Genomic DNA, 21,778 nt, shown 5'->3' with positions numbered 1-21,778 from the left:
TGGAAATTCCGGCACGCCCAGCCCAGATCACCGATGCCGAGCACATCGCACCTGAACGAAGCACATGGACGACAACCGGAAGGTAAGCCACGAGCGACACGTCAACCAAGAATCCACACGAGCCTTGTCACGAACAACAGAACGGGTCTCCTCGGTTGGTAAAGCCCACGAGGGCATGGTCAGGGCGCGCCATCTGGAGGGCCAAACCGAGCAGACGTGGTGCCTCCGCTCGTGACGAACGCCGTGCCTGGCCGAGGCTGGCAGCCTCAGCGAGCCGGGCGCCGTCGTGCTCCAGCGCCCGGCGTGACCACCGGAAGTCGTGGTCGTGCACATCGGACCTATGTCCGGTTGCTACCTGAGTCCGTTGGCACGGCGGGGTTTCCGGTCATGCGGCCAGGTCCAGCCATTAATGCTGGCGAGGATATGCAGCCCGTCGGGTGGTAAACGGCAAAAACGGCGCCAAGGGCACGGGGGTGCGGTTGGATCTGGCGAAGGCGAATGGCCTGTTGGCCGCGAAACTCCTGGGGTGCCCGGGAGTTCGCGACCAACAGTGTCTCCTAGCGACGATGTATCGAGCCCGTCAAGCTTCGGTCGTTGGGGTGTTGGTTCGGGTAGCGCCCGCGATGGCACGCAGATAGCGGTCGGCCAGCGAGCGAAGTAGCTCGACCAACTCCGGCGGGTCATCGACGGTGAAATCGATACCGTGCATGCCCAGCTGTCCGATGTTGATCGCCAGCGCCTCCGGGGTGTCCGCACCGGTGTGGAGCACGCAGGTCGTGTCGTCGATCGCTTCGACGGTACCCGCGGCCGGAGGAATGCGGGCACTGAGGAATTCAGCGGGTGCGTGCACGGTCACCGATGCCCGGAATCGCCAGGCGGCGGCGGATACGCCGCGGGTGACCCGGTCGGTCAAGTCTTGCGGCAGCTCACGGGGAGTGAATCGCGGCCCGGTCGAGGTTTTCGGCGTGATGCGATCCACGCGGAAGGTGCGCCAGGCGCACCGATCGGTGTCGAACGCGACCAGATACCACCGTCGTCCCCAGTTGACCAGCCGATAGGGCTCGACCGCTCGCCTGCTGTCGCCATGATTGTGGTCGCGGTAGTCGAATCGGAGCCGCTCGTGATCACGGCAAGAGGCTGCGATCGCGGTCAGCGTCTCGGCATCGACACGTGGACTCGTGCCGTCCCCCGGAACTACGACGGTATATGCCTGCAACGCATTGACCCTGCGCCGCAACCGATTCGGCAGCACCTGTTCAAGCTTGGTGAGGGCCCGCAGCGAGGTCTCCTCGACTCCGGCGATGCCGCCCCCGGCGGCGGTACGCAGGCCGATGGTGACCGCGACGGCTTCCTCGTCGTCGAGCAGCAGCGGCGGCAGGCTGGCGCCCGCGCCGAGTCGGTAGCCGCCCGTCGTCCCTCTGGTCGCGTGCACCGGATAACCGAGCTGACGCAGCCGTTCGATGTCGTTGCGCACCGTCCGCGTGCTGACTTCCAGCCGTTCGGCCAGGTCTGCACCGCTCCAGTCGCGTGGGAGCTGCAAGAGCGAGAGCAGCCGGAGCAGTCGTGCCGAGGTCTCCAACATTTCTTCAGTCTGCCATTTCATTAGGAAAGGAGTCTTCCTAAAGATCTCCTACCGTTCAGGACATGACGTTCAAGACCACCACGATCACGCCCTTCCGCATCGATATCCCGCAGGCAGACCTCGACGATCTGCAGGATCGGCTGGCGCGGGTGCGCTGGGCCGACGAACTGCCTCCGGAGACCGAGGGAAAGGTCCAGACCGGGCCGGTGCCGCCGGGTTGGGAGTACGGAGTCCCGCTCGACTACGTGCAGCGGCTGACCGCCTACTGGCGCGATGGATACGACTGGCGCGCATGGGAATCCAAGCTCAATGCTTACCCGCAGTTCACCACCGAGATCGACGGACAGCTCATCCACTTCCTGCACGTCCGTTCGCCGGAGGCTGATGCCACCCCGCTGATCCTGACCCACGGGTGGCCGAATTCGGTGTTCGAGTTCCTCGACCTGATCGAGCCCCTCACCGATCCGCGCGCCCACGGCGAGGACCCTGCCAAGGCATTTCACCTGGTGATTCCCTCTCTGCCCGGCTTCGGCTTCTCGGGCCCCACCCGGGAGAAGGGCTGGAACCGCTACCGCACCGCCGCGGCATGGGCAGAGCTGATGAAACGACTGGGCTACGACCGCTACGGCGCGCACGGCAACGACATCGGTTCGCACGTGTCACCCGAATTGGGTCGGATCGACCCGGACCACGTGCTCGGGGTGCACGTGACCCAGCTGTTCTCCTTCCCTTCCGGCGACCCGGCGGAGCTGGCCGAGCTGACCGAGGAGGAGCGAGGGTACGTGCAGCACCTGAAATATTTCAACGACAACATGTCCGGATATGCCCGGCTTCAGGAGAGCGCGCCGCAGAACCTCGCGCACGCGCTCGCAGACTCACCCACCGGGCAGCTCGCGTGGACGGCGCAGCTGCTGGCCTCGCTGGACGACGATCATGTTCTGACCAACGCCACGCTGTACTGGCTGACCAACACGGCTGCTTCGGCCGCCCGGTTCTACTACGAGGACCACCATGCCGAGCACCCGACCCGACCGACCACCGCTCCCACCGGCTTGGCCAGCTTCGCCTACGACTTCACCCCACTTCGCCGCTTCGCCGAACGCGACCACAGCAACATCGTGTCCTGGAACGAGTTCGACCGGGGCAGCCACTGGGCGACCCAGGACGCACCCGACCTGTTGATCGCCGACATTCGCCGATTCTTCGGCGAACTAAGTGATCAGCACCGAATGATCGTCCGTGGTGGTGGCGTCGTCCTGGCGCCACCAAACCCCGCTGCTCTGCCGAAAGGTTCCACTGATGACGCGAATACTCAGTCGTCGGGCGCTCAATCGCGCCACTCTCGATCGGCAGTTGCTGTTGCGCCGCTCCGAGTTGTCCGTCATCGACGCAGTGGAGCAACTGGTCGGGCTGCAAGCCCAGACCCCGCACACCTGGTACGTCGGATTGTGGTCACGGCTGGCCGGTTTCGTCCCCGAACAGGCTGCCGAGCTGCTCACCGACCGCGAGTTGATTCGAATTGCGTTGATGCGCTCGACGATTCACCTGGTCACCCCCGACGACGCACGTGCGCTGCGCCCCCTGGTCCAACCTGTGTTGGATCGCGACCTCTACCGCAACCACACGCACGGCAAGCCCATCGAGGGCATCGACATGCCGAAGCTGATCGCCGACGGTATCGAGCTGCTCGCCCCGAAACCGTTGACCAACAAGCAGCTCGGCGCGCTGCTCGGCCAACGATGGCCGGATCGCGCGCCCGCCTCACTGGTCTACGCCATCCGCAACCAGGTGCCTCTGGTGCAGGTGCCACCACGCGGCATCTGGGGCCGCAGCGGGCCGATCGCTCACACCACCGCCGACGCGTGGCTCGGCGCAGACCGAACGATCACTGCGTCGCTCGAGCGAATGATCCTGCGCTACCTGGCCGCCTTCGGCCCCGCCAGCGTGAAGGACATGCAGGTGTGGTCCGGTCTCACCAGGCTGCGCGAGGTCGTCGACCGGATGCGGCAGGACTTGATGATCTTCCAGGATCAGCACGGCCAGGAGCTGTTCGACCTACCCGACGCTGCACGCCCGGACCCCGAAACCCCGGCACCGCCGAGGTTTCTGTACGACTTCGACAACCTGTTGCTCTCACACGCGGACCGCACCCGCGTGATCACCGACGAGCACGGCAAGCAGGGATACCGCACCCAGCGCCCCGCTCCGCAGATCCTGCTGGTCGACGGGTTCACCGCAGGCGACTGGACGATCAACCGAAACACCGGATCCGCGACGATCACCATCCGTCCCTACGACCGGCCATTCACCACGCACGATGCGGAAGCTGTCACGGAAGAAGCTCACGCGCTGCTGGCATTCACCGACCCCGACACCGAGACCCGCAACGTCATCCTCGGCAGCCCCCATCAACGAGTGTGATCGGCGATCGCTGTGCCGCACCGATGGGCGGCCCCGGCCGCGACATTTCGATCTGGTGCGACCTGGGGTTTCTCGGTCGTCTCACCGTGATGCCATCCGGCGGCCCCTGGTCAACAACACGGGCCACGACGCTCCGCGCCCGATCACAAAGCCCGCCACACAAGTGCAATCGAGATGCAGTCGCGGATGAGCCGGATTTGAGACCCTGCAAAGAAGTGCAGGGTCTCGGGCTTCGCTTCATGTACCGAGGCTGTGACCTGGGTCTTTTACGTTATCTCGTAACGGTTTCACTGTCGGGCTGTCTCACGAAGCGCTTCATCTCCTCATCAGGTCCGGCAGCTCATGAAGGGTGTTCGCTTTGCCAGATCCGACGAGACGTCGACAGCGAGTCCCCGCCCAGCGTGGGTGGCGTTTTCCAGATCCGGCGGATTCGTTCTGCGCTGTCGAACTGCGGCCAGCCCGGGTCGCCGGTCGTGGCGAATGCGGCGAAGGCACTGCGCATTGCGCTCGAAAGTGGAGAGAAGTCCGGCGGGACCTCCGGGCCGATGAGACTGGCGGCGAGGGGGCCGTGGGCGGTGTCGAAGGTGAAGGGGACATCGAGGCCGTGGCAGGCCCGTAGCGCACCGTTGCGCGCCGGGCTCGGCCACGCGAACTCGTACAGATAGGTTTTCGTTCCTGCGTCGGCGTTGGCCTCGGCGCACCACAGGGCGGGTATCCGGAACAGCGAATCGGACAGGATCAGGGCGTGAAGGTCATCGTCGGTGATGCCGGGATTCCCGGTTCGGTAGTCCCGAACCGCGCTCGCCCTCAGGCCGCACGCGCGAGCGGTATCGACGGGATCGGATGCCGACAGGTCTGCATCGACGGTGAACATGCGGGCCTCGTCTGTGGTGAACCCGCAGATGAGTTCCCGGCTCATGCCGGATGCGCACTGATTCCCGCGCACCCACGGAGGAGCATCGAACAGTTCGTTGTCGATGATCATCGAGTACGGCGCGTTCGGATAGGTCCACTGTGCAGGTTCACTCGACATGATCGCCACCGGCGCCATCTGCACTGCATGAATTGCCTCGGGCGGCACCGCCGCCAGGGCGTCGGCCGTCGGGCGAACGCCGAGATGCGACGTGATCATCGCCGACACAACGCGGGCCTCGTCGGCAGGAACGAAGATCTTTCCCGGGCTTTGCGCGATTCCGCGCCGGAACAGCCCCGGCGCACCATCACCGGCGATCAGGCCCACAATCGACGAGGCGCCGGCCGACTGCCCGATCAGGGTCACCGCGTCCGGGTCTCCGCCGAAGGAGGCGATGTTGTCGTGCACCCAGCGGAGCGCGGCGATCTGATCGAGCACACCCCGGTTGCACGGGGCATCGTCGACCCAGCCGAAACCCTCGTATCCCACCCGGTAGTTCAACGTGACCAGGACGATCCCCGCGGTGGCAAGGGCCGCGCCGTCGAAGTCGGTGGTGGCGGCGGTGCCACCCAGGCAGGCGCCGCCATGGAGCCACACCATGACCGGCATCCCGGACGACGTGACATCAGGGGTCCAAACATTGACGGTGAGACACTCCGGGTCGTCACCGGTGTGCCAGACCGTCGGCTGCGGAACCGAGGAGCCGAAAGCCCGCGCGTCGCGCACGCCGTCCCAGCGGTGTGGCGGAGCCGGCGCCTGGAAACGGCGGGCGCCGTCCAGGGGCGCGGCATACGGAATGCCGCGGAAGACCGAATATCCCTCTCTCGATTCACCGCGCACAGCACCACACTCTGTGCGGACAACCTCATCCACCAGTGACCTCCTTGGGCGTGAGACTCTAATATAAGTCACTGTACTAAAAAAGGAGCCCCAGTGCCGAAGATCGTTGATCGCAAGCAGCGACGTGACGAGGTGGCGGCCGCGCTGTGGCGATTGGCGTACCGCGATGGCTGGAACGCGGTGAGCCTGCGCAGGGTCGCGTCGGAGGCAGGTTTGTCGCTCGGGTCGGTCCAGCACTACTTCGCCGGCACAGACGACCTTCTCGACTACGCCGTCGGAGAAGTGCTCGATATCCTCGACGAGCGGCTCGTCGATCAACTCACCACGCTTGCCGACCCGCAGCACGCCGAGTCGACCGTGCGCCGAGTACTTCAGAACATGATCCCCGGGGCCACCGACGGCTCCGACCCTTCATCCGCACCGGTGTCGGACGACGTTTGGCGGATACAGGTGATGGCCTGGCTGACCATGGTGAGCAGGGCCGCGCAGAATCCGGAGATGTCGGCACGCCTGTCCGCCGATTCTGATCGGCTCGCACAAGCGATCGCCGCGGCGATCCGCATGAGCGCCACCCGCCGATCCCTCGAAGAGGCGCAACGCGATGCGCGCGGACTGCTGTCCCTCGTCGAGGGCCTCATGCTCCAACTGGCGCGTCGCGACATCGGCCCCGCCGAAGCCTCCATGACGATCACGCGCTTTGTCGCAGCCGTCTTCACCCACTGAAGCCGGTCGCGGCGTTCGGGATCTCAGGCGGATGGCGCCCTGCGATGAGCGCCTGAGATGCCGTGTTCGACGGCGTCGAACGCCTGGTTCAGGCGCTGATGGTGCGTCGTGGCGATGTCGGTGAGGTCGTCTCCGGCGAGTCGGCGTCGTACCGTCTCGACGGCGACTGTCCGGTATGCGGCGACGAGCAGGGCCGCGGCCAACGTGCTGTCGCCGGAGAACGTCGTGTCCGTGTCGAGCTCGGCGGCCAGCTCTGTCTCGATCTCATACGCGAATGCGCGGAGCCGCGCGATCAAGGCGGGCGAAGCCGTGACGGTCCGCATCATCGGTTCGATGTCCCCGTCCAGGCCCGAGAGCACGTGCCGCTCCTCCGCGAGTGCGAGGGCGGCCTGACGGAGCGTCTCGACGGCGCTGGTGTCGTCCGCCCGCTCGCGGACTGCGGTTCGCACGATGTCGACAACGTCCGGAAGACGATCGAGCAGGAGGTCTTCCTTCCGCTCGAAGTGCGAGAACACCGTCACCTTGGACACACCGGCGGCTGCGGCGACCTCGGCGATCGTGACGTCGTCGAAGCCGCGCTCCAGGAACAGTTCACTCGCGACGTCAGCGATGCGCGCTCGCGTCTTCGACCCGCCGCGATCTCCTCGATTCGGCATGTGAAAAGGGCTCCCTCACTGCGCTTCATCCTTACGCAGTATACTTATTCGATAAACTTATCAAGTAAAGTCTATCGTATAAGCTACCGGGCAATACCACTGAGGGTTTTTCATCCTGGTCGGATACCGCAGCCGCGGCGTCTGACCTGCGCCTGAGCGCGCGCCGTCGCCAAGCACCGTCAGGCGCTTTCAGGCCCACCCTCGCAACTAGCACCGCCGCGGGTTCTCAGCGTTCGCCTGGCGAGGACGGCCCTGACGCCGTGTATTGGCATACATAAGTCAGGGCACCCACAGTCCAGGCGGACGCTGAGGTTCCGCCACCCGCACCGCCACGCAAAACGAGGTTGGAAAAACCTCACTCCTAACGGACACGAAGTTCAGGGCTTTGGGGGAGCTGCCAATCGCCGCCCCGGTCCTCCTTCGAGAACCACGCGACGAGGTCGGGGATGCGCAGGAAGGTAGCCAGTCCCGAGACGGCGAGGAAGGCGTTGATCCCGAACCGGCTCATGGGCATGCCGAGGCGCAGCAGGCGCGGTTTCACCGTGGCCTGAACCTCGTCAACGAACGGTCGAAGTGTCGTGTCGTAGTTCGCCAGCGCCCGAGGCAGGTCAGTGGGGTGTCGGTTGATCTCACCAGCCAGGACGTAGGCGCCGACCAGACCGCCGGAGACCCCCATGCCGCTGTAGGGGGAGGCGCAGTGCGCGGCATCTCCGACAAGGGCCACGCGTCCGTGGGACCAGGTGTCCGTACGGACCTGCACGACCTCCTGGGAGTAGAAGCTCGGGGTCGTCTCCATGCCTTCGATGAACCGGTCGGTCTGCCATCCCGCGCCGCGGAACCGCTCGGCCCAGAACTCTTTCTGGCGTTCGACCGGCTCGCGATGGATGGCCGAGGCTTCCTCCGATGTTTCCCTTAGCACGAAATACACCTGAGTCTCGTCCGGGTGGTGACTCCTGCGCATGATCATCCGGCCGCCGGGGGCGTTGTAGGTGTCGCGGATGTTGCTGTCCGACGCGATGCGCGGAACGAACCAATACGACATGTGGATGCCCATCTGCCAGTACGGTTCTGGAGTCCCGGCAGGCAAGATGGCTCGACGGACGCGCGACCCTTGCCCATCGGCACCGATCAGCAGGTCGAACGCGTCGGACGAGCCGTCGGAGAAGTAAGCGACGACCTTCTTCTCATCCTGCTCGAAGCGGTCCACGCTCGTCCCGAAGACGTAGTCGACGTCGTTCTTCGTCGCATCGTTGAGAATGCGCACGAGGTCTCCACGCATGATCTCGTACTCGGACGTCAGAGTCTGGCGCCCCTGGCCGGACGTGTTGGCCATGATCGTCGCCCTCGTCTTGCCCTGGGCATTCACAAAGGCGACGCCGGCTTCGTCCACTAGCTTGCTCTTCACGACATCGAGAAGCCCCATGGCCTCGACCGCCTCGATGCCTTGACCGCGGAGATCGACCTGTGCGCCCGTGGCTCGCAGCGCCGGGAAACGCTCGACCACGACTACTCGATGACCACCTCGCACGAGCCAGTAGGCCGTCGCCTGTCCCGCGATACCACCACCGCACACGAGGACCTTCAAGGAGCGAGTTCCGGATGCGGATGTCATGACACCGATTCCCATCTGTCAGCACCAGGAAGACGATCGAGCAGTACCCGTCCCGGTCTCCTCGATTCGGCCCGGCACGATCATTACTTACTCAGTAAACTTACTGGGTAAGGTTACCGAGTCTGAGCAGCGCGGTGCGGGAGAGGTCCGGCCGCTGTTCGATTGGAGGAGTGATGACGTCGCCGACCCCGCCGCGTCCGGTCAACATGTCGCGCGAGCGCTACAGCCCAGGACCCGAACTTTCCGCCGCTCGACCTCGTCAAGAGCTTCGCGCTGCCCATCCCCTCCCTGGTCATCTGTGAACTCCTTGGCGTTCCCTACTCTGACCGGGAGATGTTCCAACGTCTGTCGTCGGTTCAGCTTCAGCTCACTACCTCACAAGACGAACGAACCGAAGCGTTCCTTGCTCTTCGTTCTTACCTGAGCGATCTCGTCGACCGGCATCGCAGTGCTCCGGATGATGACCTGATCGGCATGCTTATCCGCGAACACGATGAGGACATCAGTCACGACGAGCTGGTCGGTATCGCCCTCGTGCTGCTGATCGCGGGACATGAGACCACCGCCAACGCCCTGGGCACGGGCACCGCCCTGTTGCTAGAGCACCCCGAACAACTGGCCGCGATCCGCGACGAGCCCGAGCGTGTCGACGATGCCGTCGAAGAACTGCTCCGTTTTCTCACCCCGGTGCACTCTGGTCTGCCCCGAACCGTCATGGCGGACACCGCCGTCGGTGGGCAGGAAATGCACACCGGCGATCTGGTCCCGTCGCTACCCATGGCCAACCGGGACCTGAGTCTTGTCACCGCTCCAGATGACTTCGACATCTCACGGAAACCGGTCCCGCACGTGGCTTTCGGACACGGCATCCACCACTGTATCGGCGCGCCACTGGCCAGGATGGAGCTACGGATTGCGCTACCAGCGTTGTTGCGGCGCTTCCCCGAGCTCCGGCTCGAGCTTAGTCCGGCAGACATCCGCTTTCGCAGCATGACAGCCGTGCACGGCGTCGAGAGGCTTCCCGTCGCTTGGTGATCCACGGTGGCCGACCAGAAAGCAGCCGATGCGCGAAATGGAATCTCAAGACCGTGGCGGATCCGCCACGTCACCGCCCAGCATTCCGAGATTCCGCCACGAATTCTGAGACCCTCAAAAGAAGCCGGCTACTCCTGGGCCATGTCGACGAAGCGGCTGTAGTGCAGCTGGTGGGCGACCGTGATCGTGGCCGTCGGGCCCGCACGGTGCTTCGCCAGGATCAGGTCCGCCTCGCCCATCCGCGGATCGTCCCGCTCGAACGCGTCCGGCCGGTGGATCAGGATCACCATGTCCGCGTCCTGCTCAAGCGAACCGGATTCACGTAGGTCCGAGAGCTGCGGGCGCTTGTCCGTCCGCTGTTCCGGGCCTCGGTTCAGCTGGGAGATCGCGATCAGCGGCACTTCGAGTTCCTTGGCCAGCAGCTTGAGGTTTCGGGAGAACTCCGAGACCTCCTGCTGCCGGGACTCGACGCGCTTGCCGGAGGTCATCAGCTGCAGGTAGTCCAGCACGATCAGCTGGATGTCGTGGCGCTGCTTGAGCCGCCGGGCCTTCGCGCGGATCTCCATCATCGTGAGGTTCGGCGAGTCGTCGACGAACAGCGGCGCCTCGCTGATCTCGCTCATCCGCCGCGCCAACCGCGTCCAGTCGTCGTCGCTCATCCGGCCACCGCGCATGTCGCCGAGCCGGATCCGCGCCTCGGCGGAGAGCATGCGCATGACGATCTCGGTGCGGCTCATTTCCAGCGAGAAGATGACGCTCCCGAGCCCGTGCTTCACCGACGCCGACCTGGCGATGTCCAGTCCAAGCGTGGAGTTGTGCGTCGGAATCATCGATCGGCCGGCCAGGTACAGGTGATCCGACGAATTCACCTCGACGCATCGAACCGGCACGCTCGCCACCGGCCGCACGTCGGTGATGAAGCGAGTTCCGACCATCCGGGGAGTACGCGCGTTGCGCTCCTTGTGGACCAGCTTCTTGCGATTCAGCCGGAAGACATCGTCCTGCGTGGTGAACGTGAGCGTGAAGGCCGTGGACGACGCTTCCGTTCGGCCACGAACCCCCTTGGTCGTCAAGGTGCAGCGGTAGCCGAGACCGACGACGAGCTCGTACACGTCGCGGGCAAGCCGCTCGTTGGTCACGCTGAACTGCACGGAGCCACTCGGTGCCACCGTGCCATCGGTGTCGAGAAGGCCCGCGAGGATGGCTCGGCGTTGGGATTCGGAGCCTCGGAGGTACTCAGCCGGGATGTGCTTGTTGCCCAGCACGCCCATTGTCCGGAGCAGTGCCTGAACAGTCCCCCGTTCGTTCCGGCATGCCTGGCACTGGCGCAGTCCGCATGTCGGCTCTCCGCAGTCCGGGCACGTCGGCTGCGACACCGGTTCGGAGACGAGACGGGCCTTGTCGCCGCAGCTCTTGCCGCACGTCCGCACTTGGCTGGTCCTCGGCACGAACTCGGCACCGCAAACGACGCACGTCCGCTCGGCGACGGGTTCGGACTCCGCGAACCGGATTCCGTAGTAGCGGTAGCGCATTTGCGGAGCGCGGTAGCCCTCCGCTTCCACGTACATCGCGATCTCTGGATCGTCGCTCGTGAAGGCCGCCGACGCCGATGTGCCATCACCCAGCCAGACACCCAGCACGTAGGGCGCGATGGGGAGTTCTCGCTCCGGCAGGTCTAGTGCCCGCGCGGCGTTCACCGAGTGGTTGAGCCGTCGGTCGGCGGTGTTGCAGCGCAGGGTGGCCGCGATCTCCTCAGTCGTCCGCACTTCCGCAAAAGTTCGTTGGTTGCGGGTGCGGTTGTATGCGACCGCAGCGGCTTGAGCCGACTTCCGCGATGCCCGGGTGTCGGTCAACCACTGGTGCTGGGCATCGGCGGTGATGACCGTGCCATCGGAGAACTCGACCTCGTAGCAGGGGCGGTCTTGCATGACCTCGGTCGCCGCAACGACCTTCGTCGGCTTGCCGTCCGCGCCGATCAGGTGGTCGCCGACCGCGACCTCGCCCATCGTCGTCCAGCCGTCCGGGGTCGGCAGCGGCGTGTCCAGCGAGAGCGCCTTTCCCACACCGGGCCGGGCCGCGACGATGATCATCTGACCCGGGTGGAGGCCGTTGGTCAGGCCGTCGAGGTCGACGAAACCCGTTGGGATGCCTTGGGACTGGCCGCCTCGCGAGGCGATGGCGTCGATCTCGTCCATCGTCGGCTGGAGGAGTTCTTCGAGGACGTGGTAGTCCTCGCTGGCCTTGCGCTCCGTCACGTCGTAGATCGCGGACTGGGCCCGGTCGACGACCTCTTCGATCGCCGCGCCCTCGGAGCCGTGGTAGCCGAGCTGGACGATCCGGGTGCCCGCCTCCACCAGGCGGCGCAGGATCGCCTTCTCCGAGACGATCTCCGCGTAGTAGCCGGCGTTCGCCGCCGTGGGCACCGTGGCGATCAGGGTGTGCAGGTACGGCGCGCCGCCGACCTTGAGCAGCTCCTGGCGGCGTTCCAGCTCCGCCGACACGGTGATCGCGTCCGCCGGTTCGCCGCGGCCGTAGAGGTCGAGGACGCAGTCGTAGATCGCCTGGTGCGCCGGGCGGTAGAAGTCGTTGGGGCTGAGCACCTCGACGACGTCGGCGATGGCGTCCTTGCTCAGCATCATGCCGCCGAGCACCGATTGCTCTGCGGCGAGGTCCTGCGGTGGCTGCCGTTCGAAGGTGGTGCTGCTGCTCGACCCGCCGTCGCTGTCGAAGTACGGATCTTCCTGCTCGTCGGGCACCGCCACCGGACCCGTCACCTCCTCCGGCACAAGGCCTTCACGCGTGGTGTGCGTGAACGCCCGCGCGCGAAGCTAGATCGCCCGCCTGGAGCAGGCAAATCAAGCTGTGGACAAAGCTCGGGACAACCTGTGGATAGATCGAATCGAGCTGGGGATAACTCGCGGCAGCCTTCCACGCAGCTGGGGACAACTTGGGGACAAGTCGGCATGATCGACAAAAAACCCCAGTTCAGCCCCTGTGCGAAGGCTGTGGAAGAAATCCGTGGAAAAGTCCCGGCGTGTCGCTCTCATCGGCGTGTCGGAACTCGGCGAGGCTCGGCCTCCGCCGTGACAACCGGTGCGCGCACCGGACGCAGCATCGTCCACCCGTCACACGAATGCCGGAGTGGACGATGCCGCGTTGTTGAAACCGGTACTACCGGGTCACTGCTCGCCGGCGACCTGGACGCTGACGTTGGCCGTCACGTCCGGGTGCAGCTGCACGTCGACGACGTGCTTGCCGAGCGACTTGATGTGGCCGCGCAGCTCGACGGAGCGCTTGTCCAGGTTCGGGCCACCGGCCTTGCGCACAGCGGTGACGATGTCGCCGCTGGTGATCGAGCCGAACAGCTTGCCCTGCGAGGACACCTTCGCGGTCAGCGCGACCGTGCCGAGGTCCTTCAGCTGCTGCTTGAGCTCGTGGGCGTGCTCCAGGTTGCGCACCCGGCGGTTCTCCTGCACGCGGCGGATCGTTTCGATCTGCTTCTGCGCGCCCTTGGTGGCCACGATGGCCAGGCTGCGGGGCAGCAGGTAGTTGCGCGCGTAACCGTCCTTGACCTCGACGATGTCGCCAGACTCGCCAAGACCGGTCACGTCAGCGGTGAGGATGATCTTCACGACGTGTCTCCTTCCGGGTCAGCGAGCGGTCGAGGTGTAGGGCAGCAGGGCCATCTCGCGGGCGTTCTTCACCGCGATGGCGACGTCGCGCTGGTGCTGGCTGCAGTTGCCGGTCACGCGACGGGCACGGATCTTGCCGCGGTCGGAGATGTACTTCCGCAGCAGCGTCGTGTCCTTGTAGTCGATCTGCGCCGCCTTGTCCTTGCAGAACACGCAGACCTTCTTCTTCGGCTTGCGCACGGGCGCCTTGGCCATCGGTCTTCCTCCTGAGCGAAAACTTCGTAAGCGTTGCTGCGCCGTTTAGAACGGCGGCTCGTCGCTGAACCCACCACCGGAGCCGGCGGGCGGCGCGGAACCCCACGGGTCGTCGGCCGGGGGACCGGACGGGCCCCCACCACCGCTGAAGCCACTGCCGCCACGGCTGACCTTGTTCACCTTGGCGGTCGCGTAGCGCAGGGACGGCCCGATCTCGTCGACCTCAAGCTCGACGACAGTGCGCTTCTCGCCTTCCTTCGTCTCGAAGGAACGCTGCCGCAGCCTGCCCTGCACGACCACCCGCATGCCGCGGGTCAGCGACTCGGCCACGTTCTCCGCGGCCTGCCGCCAGATGTTGCAGCGCAGGAACAGGGCCTCGCCGTCCTTCCACTCGCCGGACTGGCGATCGAAGGTCCGGGGCGTGGACGCGACCGTGAAGTTCGCGACCGCGGCACCGGAAGGGGTGAAGCGCAGCTCCGGGTCGGCGGTCAGGTTGCCGACCACCGTGATTACCGTTTCACCAGCCATGACCTGGGGACTCCAGTCTGGTCGTTAGCGGAATCGGGCCGGTCAGGCGGACGCCTGAGCGGCGCGGGCCTTGGCGGCGCGCGCGACCTTGCGGGGCTCGACGATCTTGCGGATGACCTTCGTCCGCAGGATCGACTCGTTGAGGTTCAGCTGCCGGTCCAGTTCCTTGATGGTGGCCGGCTCGCTGTTGAGGTCCAGGACGACGTAGATGCCCTCGGCGTTCTTCTCGATCTCGAACGAGAGCCGCCGGCGGCCCCAGACGTCGACCTTCTCGACGGTGCCACCGTCGTTGCGGACAACGTTGAGGAAGTTCTCCAAGGACGGAGCGACGGTGCGCTCGTCCAGGCTCGGGTCCAGGATGACCATGAGCTCATAGTGACGCATGAAGACCATTCACCTCCTGTGGACTCACGGCCACGGACTTTCCGTGGCAGGAGGGTCGTTCGCGTCGACGAACTGAACAAGGCTAGCAAGCGGCACCGACACCGCCGTCATCCCCCCGCCCCACCCCCGACGACGTCCGGGGGTCCGCGATTTCAATGAGGTTTTTCCAACCTCGTTCTGCGTGGCGGTGCCGGGATGAAAAACCCTCAATGGAAATCGATGGCCCGATTTCCATTCAAATTGCGGGAGTTGTCCACAGGCACCGGCGTGTCGGGGTGTGACACGCCGGTGACTCGCAGTTTCACATGAAACTGCGGGTCACCGGGTGGGGTCTGCCCAGGGCTGGCGGCGGAAGGTCAGTAGCGGCGGAGGACCCAGCTGCGGACGAGGGCCGCCGTGACCACCGCCAGCGAGATCGCGGCGAGCAGCACCGGGGCCGCCACCCGCTCCGTCACCTCGGTCGGCAAGGCCTCCGCCTTGCCCGCGGCGCGGATCTCCTCCTGCTGCTCACGTGCCTTCTGCTGCTCCTGGGACTGCTGCGCGAGGTCGCCGATGTCCGGCACCAGGCCCGGCACCTGGCCGTAGCGGGCCTGCGCCCACGGCAGCGAGCCGCCCTGGAGGTCCCGCAGGCTGGGCGGCAGGACGCTGAGCGCTCCCGGTGCCCCGCCGCTGGGCGTCACAGCCGGTGGCGGGGCGGTGGGCGACGGCAGGGTGGGGCTCGGCGGCGCCGGGTTCGTGCTGGGCGGCGGGTTCGGCGTCGGCTTGGGAGTCTCGGGCGGCGGCTGATGCGAGGTGGGCGGCGGCGGTTCGACCGCGGGCTTCGCGACCTTCACGGTGAGGGCGTTGCCGATGCTGACCAGGTTGGTGAAGTGCCAGGTGACCGCTTCGACCTTCTTCTCGGGCAGGCCGATCTCGGCGAGCCGGGGCGCGGCGGCCTCGGCGATGTCCTTGCCGGAGTAGAAGGTGCGGCCCTCCCGCGCGGACCCGAGCGAGATCGGCGTCAGGGCGGCGAACTTCTTGGCGGCGTCGTCGGCCTGGCCGAAGGCCAGCGGCATGGCGAGCAGCACGGCCTCGCGGACCTTGAAGTCGAGCGTCGACGGCGCGATGGTGATCTGCTGGCCGGGTTCCGCGTCGACGATGGCCAGGGGCTGGTCGACGACCAGCGGGTCGGCCGCGTAGGCGGCGCCGGCGCCGAGGAAGGTGCTCGCGGTGATCGCTAATCCGACCAGCCCCGCGGACACGGTTCGGCCGAACGCGTTCGGCCGGACCAGCGGATTGGGTTTCCCCCGTGCTCCCATGTCTCGTCTCCCCACGGCCATGCGAATGCCGATCACTCTCTCAAGATTAATAACGCGCGAACACCGCCATTGGTGACGCCCGGGGGGAAAACCCGTGGGTTCCCGTGCTGTGGGAGCGGGCCGTTCACGCCGCCGGGAGGCGGTCCGGTCGGCCGCCTAGACTTCGGGTATGCGTATCGGCGCCCACGTTCGCGATGATGACCCGTTGGCCGCCGCCGCCGAGCGCGGCGCGGAGGTCGTGCAGTTCTTCCTGTCGGATCCGCAGGGCTGGAAGGCCCCGAAGCCGCATCCGCAGGCGGAGCAGTTGCGCGACAGCGACGTCGAGGTGTTCATCCACGCCCCGTACGTGATCAACGTGGCCTCGCTGAACAACCGGATCCGGATCCCGTCCCGCAAGGCCGTGGCGCAGCAGGCGACTGCGGCGGCCGCGGTGGGCGCGACGGGCCTGATCGTGCACGGCGGGCACGTGACCAAGGACGATGCACCGGCCGAGGGCGTGTCGAACTGGCGGAAGCTGTTCGAGCGGCAGGCCGCGGACGGCGGTTTCGGCGTGCCTATCCTGATCGAGAACACCGCTGGCGGCGCCAATGCGATGGCGCGGCGGTTCGACGCGCTGGCGCGGTTGTGGGATGCGGTCGGCGAGTTCGGGGCGGGTTTCTGCCTGGACACCTGCCACGCGCACGCCGCGGGCGAGGAGCTGCTGGACATCGTCGACCGGGTGAAGGCGATCACCGGGCGGATCGATCTGGTGCACCTCAACGATTCGCGGGACGAGTTCGGCTCCTCGCGGGACCGGCACGCCAACATCGGCGCGGGCAACATCGATCCGGACCTGCTGGTCGCGGTGTGCGCGAGCGCCGGGGCGCCGGTGGTGGTGGAGACGCCGGACGAAGGCCAGGCCGACGACATCGCGTTCCTCCGCGGCAAGGTCGCCTGAACGCTTCGACTTCTTCGCGGTATCGAACGGGAGTGATCGGCATCGGCGTCAAGACGGCCCGCAGGTTGACGATCTCCGGCTTGGTCGCGCTGTGCATGTTCACCGCGTTGGCGTTGGCGCTGGGGTATGCCAACAAGGCGCGTTGCACCGGCCCGCTCTTCGACGAGTGGGGGCGTTCGGAGCCCGCTTACCAGGAGCGCGCGTACGGCGACGTGTGCTACTCCGACATCCAGAACCTGTGGGTCGGCCGGGACATCGACCGGCACGTCTTCCCGTACGTGCACGGCGGGATCGAGCCCGACGGGACGTTGTACGGCGGCGTGGTCGAGTACCCGGTGCTGACCGGCGTGCTGATCTGGGTGGGCGCTTGGTTCGCCGACACGGACGCGGGTTTCCTGGCCTTGTCGGCGTTGTTGATGGCGCCGTTCGGGTTGGCCGTCGCGTGGTGGTTGGGCCGGTTGAGCGGTTGGCGGGCGTTGTTGTGGGCGTTGAGCCCGCCGCTGGTGCTCTACGCCTTCCACAACTGGGACCTGCCGGTGGTGGCGTGCGCGGTGGCCGCGGTGTTCGTCGTGCACCGGTGGACGTCGGCGTCGTTGCGCCGGCGGGCGACGGCGGCCGCGGTGCTGTTGGGCCTGGGTTTCGCGCTGAAGCTGTACCCGGCGCTTTTCGTGCTGCCGTTGGCGTTGTACGTGCTGACCGAGGGCCGCGACGAGCGGCGGTTCGACGTGCGCGGCGCGCTGCAGGTGGCGGGGGCCGCAGTCGGAACGGCGGTGCTGGCGAACGTGCCGTTCATGCTGGCCGGGTTCGGCGGCTGGTTGGCGTCGTTCGACTTCCAGTCCCGGCGGCAGGTGGACATCAGCACGAACTCCATCTGGTACTGGGGTTTCCGGCATTGGACCGAGTACGAGGGCTTCCAGTCGGCGATGAGCGTGGTGTCGCCGCTGCTGATGCTGCTGTCGTTCGCGGTGGCTTGCGCGGTGGGCTGGTTGCGCTACGAGCGCACCGGGACGTATCCGTGGATCCAGGTGTCGGCGGCGATGTTGTGCGGTTTCCTGTTGCTGCACAAGGTGCATTCGCCGCAGTACACGTTGTGGCTGCTGCCGTTCTTCGTGCTGGTGGCGGTGCGCTGGGGCTGGATCCTGGCGTACCTGGTGGCGGACCTGGCGATGGGCATCAGCATCTTCCGCTGGTTCTACCTGAACATGGCGGGCGAGCCGAACGGCATCCACGACGGTTTCACGTCGCAGGCGCTGATGATCGGCGTCTGGGGCCGGGCGGCGCTGCTGGTGGGCCTGTTCGTGGCGTTCCTCGCCGCGCGCTCCACTGTGGACGATTTCGGCCCGGTGCGGAGCGCGTTCAAGTTGCGTAGCGAGTCGCCAGTGCCGTGACGGTTGCGGCGACCGCAGCGCGGAGTTCGGGCGGGCCTAGGACCTCGGCTTCGGCGCCGAGGCGGAGCACGTCGTGGACGGCGACGTCCTGCCGTTCGACGAGCAGATCGACCTCCACCCAGCCGTGCTCGTCGGGCGGCCCGGCGGCGGCGAGGGCGTTGGTGCCGAGGGAACCGAACTTCGCGGTGAGCAGTTTCTGCGCGAGCGGCGAGATCCGCAGGCGCGCGGTTCCGCGGTACATCTCGGCTTCCATGCGCCGGGCGGATTCGGCCCAGCTGGCGGCGAGGTCGAATGCCGCGGGCCGGGCGAAGGCGTCCGGGGTGATCTCCGCGGCCAGGATGCGGGAGATCCGGTAGGTGCGGATGGCTTCGCCGGCCTGGGCCACGAGGTACCAGATGCCGCCTTTCAGGACGATGCCCAGCGGGTTGAGCTCTCGGTGCACTTCGCCGCGCCACCGGCGGTAGTGCACGCGCAGGACGCGTTGTTCCCACACCGCTTGGGCGATGTCGGCCAGGTGCGGCACGTCGTCGGCGTCCCGGAACCAGCCCTTCGCGTCGAGGTGGAACCGGTCCTGGATGCGGCGGGCCCGCTCGGCCAGTTCGGCGGGCAACGCGGCTTGGACCTTCAGCTGCGCGGTGGCCAGGACCGCGCCGAGGCCGAGTTCCCGGGCCGGTCCGGGCGCGCCGGCGAGGAAGAGGGAGCCGGCTTCGGCGTCGGTGAGGCCGGTCAGCCGGGTGCGGTAGCCGTCCATCAGGCGGTAGCCGCCGTCGGGTCCGCGGTCGGCGCAGACCGGGACGCCGGCCGCGCCGAGGGCCTCGACGTCGCGGTAGACGGTGCGGACCGAGACCTCCAGTGCCTCGGAGAGCTCGGTCGCGGTCATCCGGCCGCGGTTCTGCAGCAGCAGGATGACGGTGAGGAGCCGGTCGGCGCGCATGGGCCGAATTTTGCCCGCCGTACCTGACAGGGGATGTCAGGTACGGCGTTCAGGCTGGTCGCAAGACCGATCGAAGGGATGTCCATGACCACCGGCAGTTTCACCGTCGTCCGCTGGGACGAGAGCGTCATCGGCGACGGCGAGCAGCACCCGAAGCTCGCGCGCGCCGCGATCACCAACAAGTTCACCGGTGGCATCGAGGCGGCCGAGGTCGCGTGCGAGTACACCCTCGTGTACAGAACCGAGCTGACCGGTTCGTTCACCGGAATGCAGCTGATCCGCGGGACGCTGGACGGGCGCGAGGGCCGCTTCGCCATCGAGGAGCGCGGTCACTTCGGCGGGGACGGCTCGATCCACTCGACCTTCGAGGTGGTGCCGGACTCGGGCACCGGCGAGCTGTCCGGGCTGCGCGGAACCGGCCGCTACACGGCCACCAGCGGCGAGCTCACGGTGCCCTACGAGTTCGACTACGCGCTGGACTGACGGATCGGGCCGTGTGCGTTTTGTGCTGTCATAGCGACACAAAACGCACACGGCCCTTCACCTGCGGAAACGTCAGATCAGAAGACGGACTCGTCGAGCTCCATCAGGGAGTCGTCCGCCGCCTCGATGATCTTGCGGCGACCGGTCAGCTCCGGCAGCACGTTCTTGGCGAAGAACCGGGCCACCGCCACCTTGCCCTGGTAGAACGGCTGGTCCTTGGCCGAGGCGCCCGCGTCCAGCGCGGCGAGGGCGATCTCGGCCTGGCGCAGCAGCAGCCAGCCGATCAGCACGTCGCCCATGCTCATCAGGAACGACACCGCGTGCTGGCCGACCTTGTAGATGTTCTTGACGTCCTCCTGCGAGGAGGTCAGGAACTCGATCAGCGTGCCGAGCATGCCCTGGGCGTCCTGCAGCGCCCGGGCGACCAGCGCGCGCTCCTCCTTGAGCCGCTCGTCGGCGCCCTCGGCCTCCAGCGTCGCCTGGATCTCGGCGGCGATGTGGCCGAGCGCGGCGCCGTTGTTGCGGACGATCTTGCGGAAGAAGAAGTCCTGGGCCTGGATCGCGGTGGTGCCCTCGTACAGGCTGTCGATCTTGGAGTCGCGGATGTACTGCTCGATCGGGTAGTCCTGCAGGAAGCCGGAGCCGCCGAGGGTCTGCAGGGACAGGGTCAGCATCTCGTAGGCCCGCTCCGAGCCGACGCCCTTGACGATGGGCAGCAGCAGGTCGTTGACCTGCTCGGCGACGCTGAAGTCGGTGCCCTCGTGCTGGCCCTGGAAGACCTGGTCCTGGAAGGTCGCGGTGTAGAGGTAGACCGCGCGCAGGCCTTCGGCGTAGGCCTTCTGCAGCATCAGGATGCGGCGCACGTCCGGGTGGTTGGTGATGGCCACGCGCGGCGCGGCCTTGTCGGCGGCCCTGGTCAGGTCGGCGCCCTGCACGCGCTCCTTGGCGTAGTCCAGCGCGTTGAGGTAGCCGGTGGACAGGGTGCCGATGGCCTTGGTGCCGACCATCATCCGGGCGTACTCGATGACCTGGAACATCTGCGCGATGCCGTCGTGCACCTCGCCGAGCAGCCAGCCCTTGGCCGGTACGCCGTGCTGGCCGAAGGTCAGCTCGCAGGTGGCCGAGGCGTTCAGGCCCATCTTGTGCTCGACGTTGGTGACGAAGGCGCCGTTGCGCTCGCCGAGCTCACCGGTGGCGCCGTCGAAGTGGAACTTGGGCACCAGGAACAGGCTCAGGCCCTTGGTGCCGGGCTTGGACTCGATGCCGGGACCTTCGGGGCGGGCCAGCACCAGGTGCATGATGTTCTCGGTCATGTCCTGGTCGGCGGAGGTGATGAACCGCTTCACGCCCTCCAGGTGCCAGGAGCCGTCCTCCTGCTTGATGGCCTTGGTGCGGCCGGCGCCGACGTCGGAGCCCGCGTCCGGCTCGGTGAGCACCATGGTGGCGCCCCAGGCGCGCTCGATCATCAGCTCGGCCCAGCGGCGCTGCTCCTCGGTGCCGTTGCGCCACAGGATCGTCGCGAAGTTCGGGCCCGCCATGTACATGTAGATGGCCGGGTTGGCGCCGAGCATGAGTTCGGCGGCGGACCAGATGACGGTGGGCGGGGTGCCGTAGCCGCCGAGCTCGTCCGGCAGGCTCAGCCGCCACCACTCGCCGTCCATGACCTGCTGGTAGGACTTCTTGAACGCCTCGGGCAGCGTGACCGAGTGGGTGGCCGGGTCGAACTTGGCGGGGGTGCGGTCGCCTTCGACGAAGGAGTCGGCCAGCGGTCCGGTTGCCAGCTCGTTGAGTTCGCTGAGCACGCCCCGCACGGTGTCCTCGTCGGACTGCTCGAAGGCGCCCTTACCCAGCCGTTCCTGCACCTTGAAGACCTCGAAGAGGTTGAACTCCAGGTCTCGGACGTTGCTCTTGTAGTGGCCCATCGAAGGCTCCCTCTTGCGCGCTGCTGCGGGCGGGCCCGGCTCGGCCCTTACTCGTCGGTAACAAGAGAGTATTACCTGGCGGTAACTTCTGCCAAGCGGCCCGGCTGGCGGCTTCTAGAAATCAGGCCGCGACGCGGGGCGTTCCGCCGGAAAGATCCTATTCCCCCAAGGTTCGATATCGAAAACGGCGGCGGTGTGTCGGAGCAGACACCTACAGTTGCGCTCACGTTCCGGC

The 21,778-nt window shown here is 66.7% G+C and carries 18 protein-coding genes and 1 pseudogene; 7 read left to right on the top strand and 12 right to left on the bottom strand.

Going from position 1 to position 21,778, the window contains the following annotated elements; all coding sequences use genetic code 11:
* Positions 1-580: 580 nt before the first annotated feature.
* Positions 581-1,582: a helix-turn-helix transcriptional regulator gene (locus BLW84_RS09560; protein WP_093263846.1), complete on the bottom strand. Its 1,002-nt coding sequence runs from the start codon at positions 1,580-1,582 to the stop codon at positions 581-583.
* Positions 1,583-1,644: 62 nt separating this feature from the next.
* Between BLW84_RS09560 and BLW84_RS09555 the strand changes: the two are divergent.
* Both BLW84_RS09555 and BLW84_RS09550 read left to right on the top strand, forming a co-directional pair.
* Positions 1,645-2,799: pseudogene (locus tag BLW84_RS09555) on the top strand (epoxide hydrolase family protein); the annotation flags it as partial.
* Positions 2,800-2,881: 82 nt separating this feature from the next.
* On the top strand, positions 2,882-4,003 hold the full coding sequence (locus BLW84_RS09550; RefSeq protein WP_093264311.1) for a winged helix DNA-binding domain-containing protein: 1,122 nt from the start codon (positions 2,882-2,884) through the stop codon (positions 4,001-4,003).
* 340 nt (positions 4,004-4,343) lie between these two features.
* Here the strand turns inward: BLW84_RS09550 and BLW84_RS09545 are convergent, their stop codons facing one another.
* Complete coding sequence (locus tag BLW84_RS09545; protein WP_093263843.1) at positions 4,344-5,789, bottom strand: carboxylesterase/lipase family protein; 1,446 nt, start codon at positions 5,787-5,789, stop codon at positions 4,344-4,346.
* A gap of 60 nt (positions 5,790-5,849) precedes the next feature.
* Here BLW84_RS09545 and BLW84_RS09540 point away from each other — a divergent pair, with 60 nt between their 5' ends.
* Positions 5,850-6,479: a TetR/AcrR family transcriptional regulator gene (locus tag BLW84_RS09540; RefSeq protein ID WP_093263841.1), complete on the top strand. Its 630-nt coding sequence runs from the start codon at positions 5,850-5,852 to the stop codon at positions 6,477-6,479.
* Between the two features lie 23 nt (positions 6,480-6,502).
* Here the strand turns inward: BLW84_RS09540 and BLW84_RS09535 are convergent, their stop codons facing one another.
* Both BLW84_RS09535 and BLW84_RS09530 read right to left on the bottom strand, forming a co-directional pair.
* Positions 6,503-7,135: a TetR/AcrR family transcriptional regulator gene (locus BLW84_RS09535; protein ID WP_093263838.1), complete on the bottom strand. Its 633-nt coding sequence runs from the start codon at positions 7,133-7,135 to the stop codon at positions 6,503-6,505.
* Positions 7,136-7,496: 361 nt separating this feature from the next.
* Positions 7,497-8,747: an FAD-dependent oxidoreductase gene (locus BLW84_RS09530; RefSeq protein WP_093264309.1), complete on the bottom strand. Its 1,251-nt coding sequence runs from the start codon at positions 8,745-8,747 to the stop codon at positions 7,497-7,499.
* Between the two features lie 333 nt (positions 8,748-9,080).
* On the opposite strand from BLW84_RS09530, the gene BLW84_RS09525 reads away from it, so the two are divergent.
* A complete protein-coding gene (locus BLW84_RS09525) occupies positions 9,081-9,782 on the top strand; it encodes a cytochrome P450 (RefSeq protein ID WP_245761042.1) in 702 nt (233 codons plus the stop codon).
* Positions 9,783-9,910: 128 nt separating this feature from the next.
* Here the strand turns inward: BLW84_RS09525 and dnaB are convergent, their stop codons facing one another.
* From dnaB to BLW84_RS09495, 6 genes are all read right to left on the bottom strand, one after another.
* On the bottom strand, positions 9,911-12,538 hold the full coding sequence (gene dnaB, locus BLW84_RS09520; protein WP_245761057.1) for a replicative DNA helicase: 2,628 nt from the start codon (positions 12,536-12,538) through the stop codon (positions 9,911-9,913).
* 423 nt (positions 12,539-12,961) lie between these two features.
* On the bottom strand, positions 12,962-13,414 hold the full coding sequence (gene rplI, locus BLW84_RS09515) for a 50S ribosomal protein L9 (RefSeq protein ID WP_093263836.1): 453 nt from the start codon (positions 13,412-13,414) through the stop codon (positions 12,962-12,964).
* Between the two features lie 18 nt (positions 13,415-13,432).
* A complete protein-coding gene (gene rpsR, locus BLW84_RS09510; RefSeq protein WP_093151213.1) occupies positions 13,433-13,669 on the bottom strand; it encodes a 30S ribosomal protein S18 in 237 nt (78 codons plus the stop codon).
* Between the two features lie 45 nt (positions 13,670-13,714).
* Complete coding sequence (locus BLW84_RS09505) at positions 13,715-14,197, bottom strand: single-stranded DNA-binding protein (RefSeq protein WP_093263833.1); 483 nt, start codon at positions 14,195-14,197, stop codon at positions 13,715-13,717.
* A gap of 42 nt (positions 14,198-14,239) precedes the next feature.
* Complete coding sequence (gene rpsF / locus BLW84_RS09500; protein WP_245761041.1) at positions 14,240-14,590, bottom strand: 30S ribosomal protein S6; 351 nt, start codon at positions 14,588-14,590, stop codon at positions 14,240-14,242.
* A gap of 347 nt (positions 14,591-14,937) precedes the next feature.
* Positions 14,938-15,879: a hypothetical protein gene (locus tag BLW84_RS09495; RefSeq protein ID WP_093263831.1), complete on the bottom strand. Its 942-nt coding sequence runs from the start codon at positions 15,877-15,879 to the stop codon at positions 14,938-14,940.
* 169 nt (positions 15,880-16,048) lie between these two features.
* Between BLW84_RS09495 and BLW84_RS09490 the strand changes: the two genes are divergently transcribed.
* Entirely contained in the window at positions 16,049-16,816 is a 768-nt protein-coding gene (locus BLW84_RS09490; protein WP_093263828.1) for a deoxyribonuclease IV, read from the top strand.
* 32 nt (positions 16,817-16,848) lie between these two features.
* Positions 16,849-18,204: a glycosyltransferase family 87 protein gene (locus BLW84_RS09485; protein WP_425441701.1), complete on the top strand. Its 1,356-nt coding sequence runs from the start codon at positions 16,849-16,851 to the stop codon at positions 18,202-18,204.
* On the opposite strand, the gene BLW84_RS09480 is transcribed toward BLW84_RS09485, so the two are convergent.
* Positions 18,173-19,138 (bottom strand): helix-turn-helix transcriptional regulator, encoded by a 966-nt coding sequence (locus tag BLW84_RS09480; RefSeq protein ID WP_177226378.1) that lies wholly within the window; start codon positions 19,136-19,138, stop codon positions 18,173-18,175. The genes BLW84_RS09485 and BLW84_RS09480 overlap by 32 nt on opposite strands.
* An 84-nt stretch (positions 19,139-19,222) precedes the next feature.
* Here BLW84_RS09480 and BLW84_RS09475 point away from each other — a divergent pair, with 84 nt between their 5' ends.
* Entirely contained in the window at positions 19,223-19,621 is a 399-nt protein-coding gene (locus BLW84_RS09475) for a DUF3224 domain-containing protein (RefSeq protein ID WP_218157262.1), read from the top strand.
* A 77-nt stretch (positions 19,622-19,698) separates the two neighbouring features.
* Here the strand turns inward: BLW84_RS09475 and BLW84_RS09470 are convergent, their stop codons facing one another.
* Positions 19,699-21,543, bottom strand: a complete 1,845-nt coding sequence (locus BLW84_RS09470; protein ID WP_093263820.1) for an acyl-CoA dehydrogenase — start codon at positions 21,541-21,543, stop codon at positions 19,699-19,701.
* Between the last annotated feature and the right edge of the window lie 235 nt (positions 21,544-21,778).

Origin of the sequence: Saccharopolyspora shandongensis (assembly GCF_900106995.1) — a bacterium.
Taxonomy (GTDB): Bacteria; Actinomycetota; Actinomycetes; order Mycobacteriales; family Pseudonocardiaceae; genus Saccharopolyspora; species Saccharopolyspora shandongensis.
The sequence above is the reverse complement of the archived record's forward strand: the minus strand, read 5'-3'. Positions and strand labels throughout refer to the sequence as shown.

Excerpts from the sequence above, each read along its gene's own strand:
- BLW84_RS09560 (WP_093263846.1), bottom strand. The coding sequence starts at position 1,582 with ATGTTGGAGACCTCGGCACGACTGCTCCGGCTGCTCTCGCTCTTGCAG.
- BLW84_RS09495 (WP_093263831.1), bottom strand. The coding sequence starts at position 15,879 with ATGGGAGCACGGGGGAAACCCAATCCGCTGGTCCGGCCGAACGCGTTC.
- BLW84_RS09535 (WP_093263838.1), bottom strand. The coding sequence starts at position 7,135 with ATGCCGAATCGAGGAGATCGCGGCGGGTCGAAGACGCGAGCGCGCATC.
- BLW84_RS09505 (WP_093263833.1), bottom strand. The coding sequence starts at position 14,197 with ATGGCTGGTGAAACGGTAATCACGGTGGTCGGCAACCTGACCGCCGAC.
- BLW84_RS09525 (WP_245761042.1), top strand. The coding sequence starts at position 9,081 with ATGTTCCAACGTCTGTCGTCGGTTCAGCTTCAGCTCACTACCTCACAA.
- BLW84_RS09530 (WP_093264309.1), bottom strand. The coding sequence starts at position 8,747 with ATGACATCCGCATCCGGAACTCGCTCCTTGAAGGTCCTCGTGTGCGGT.
- BLW84_RS09480 (WP_177226378.1), bottom strand. The coding sequence starts at position 19,138 with ATGCGCGCCGACCGGCTCCTCACCGTCATCCTGCTGCTGCAGAACCGC.
- BLW84_RS09475 (WP_218157262.1), top strand. The coding sequence starts at position 19,223 with ATGACCACCGGCAGTTTCACCGTCGTCCGCTGGGACGAGAGCGTCATC.
- BLW84_RS09470 (WP_093263820.1), bottom strand. The coding sequence starts at position 21,543 with ATGGGCCACTACAAGAGCAACGTCCGAGACCTGGAGTTCAACCTCTTC.
- BLW84_RS09550 (WP_093264311.1), top strand. The coding sequence starts at position 2,882 with ATGACGCGAATACTCAGTCGTCGGGCGCTCAATCGCGCCACTCTCGAT.
- rpsF (WP_245761041.1), bottom strand. The coding sequence starts at position 14,590 with ATGGTCTTCATGCGTCACTATGAGCTCATGGTCATCCTGGACCCGAGC.
- rpsR (WP_093151213.1), bottom strand. The coding sequence starts at position 13,669 with ATGGCCAAGGCGCCCGTGCGCAAGCCGAAGAAGAAGGTCTGCGTGTTC.
- BLW84_RS09490 (WP_093263828.1), top strand. The coding sequence starts at position 16,049 with ATGCGTATCGGCGCCCACGTTCGCGATGATGACCCGTTGGCCGCCGCC.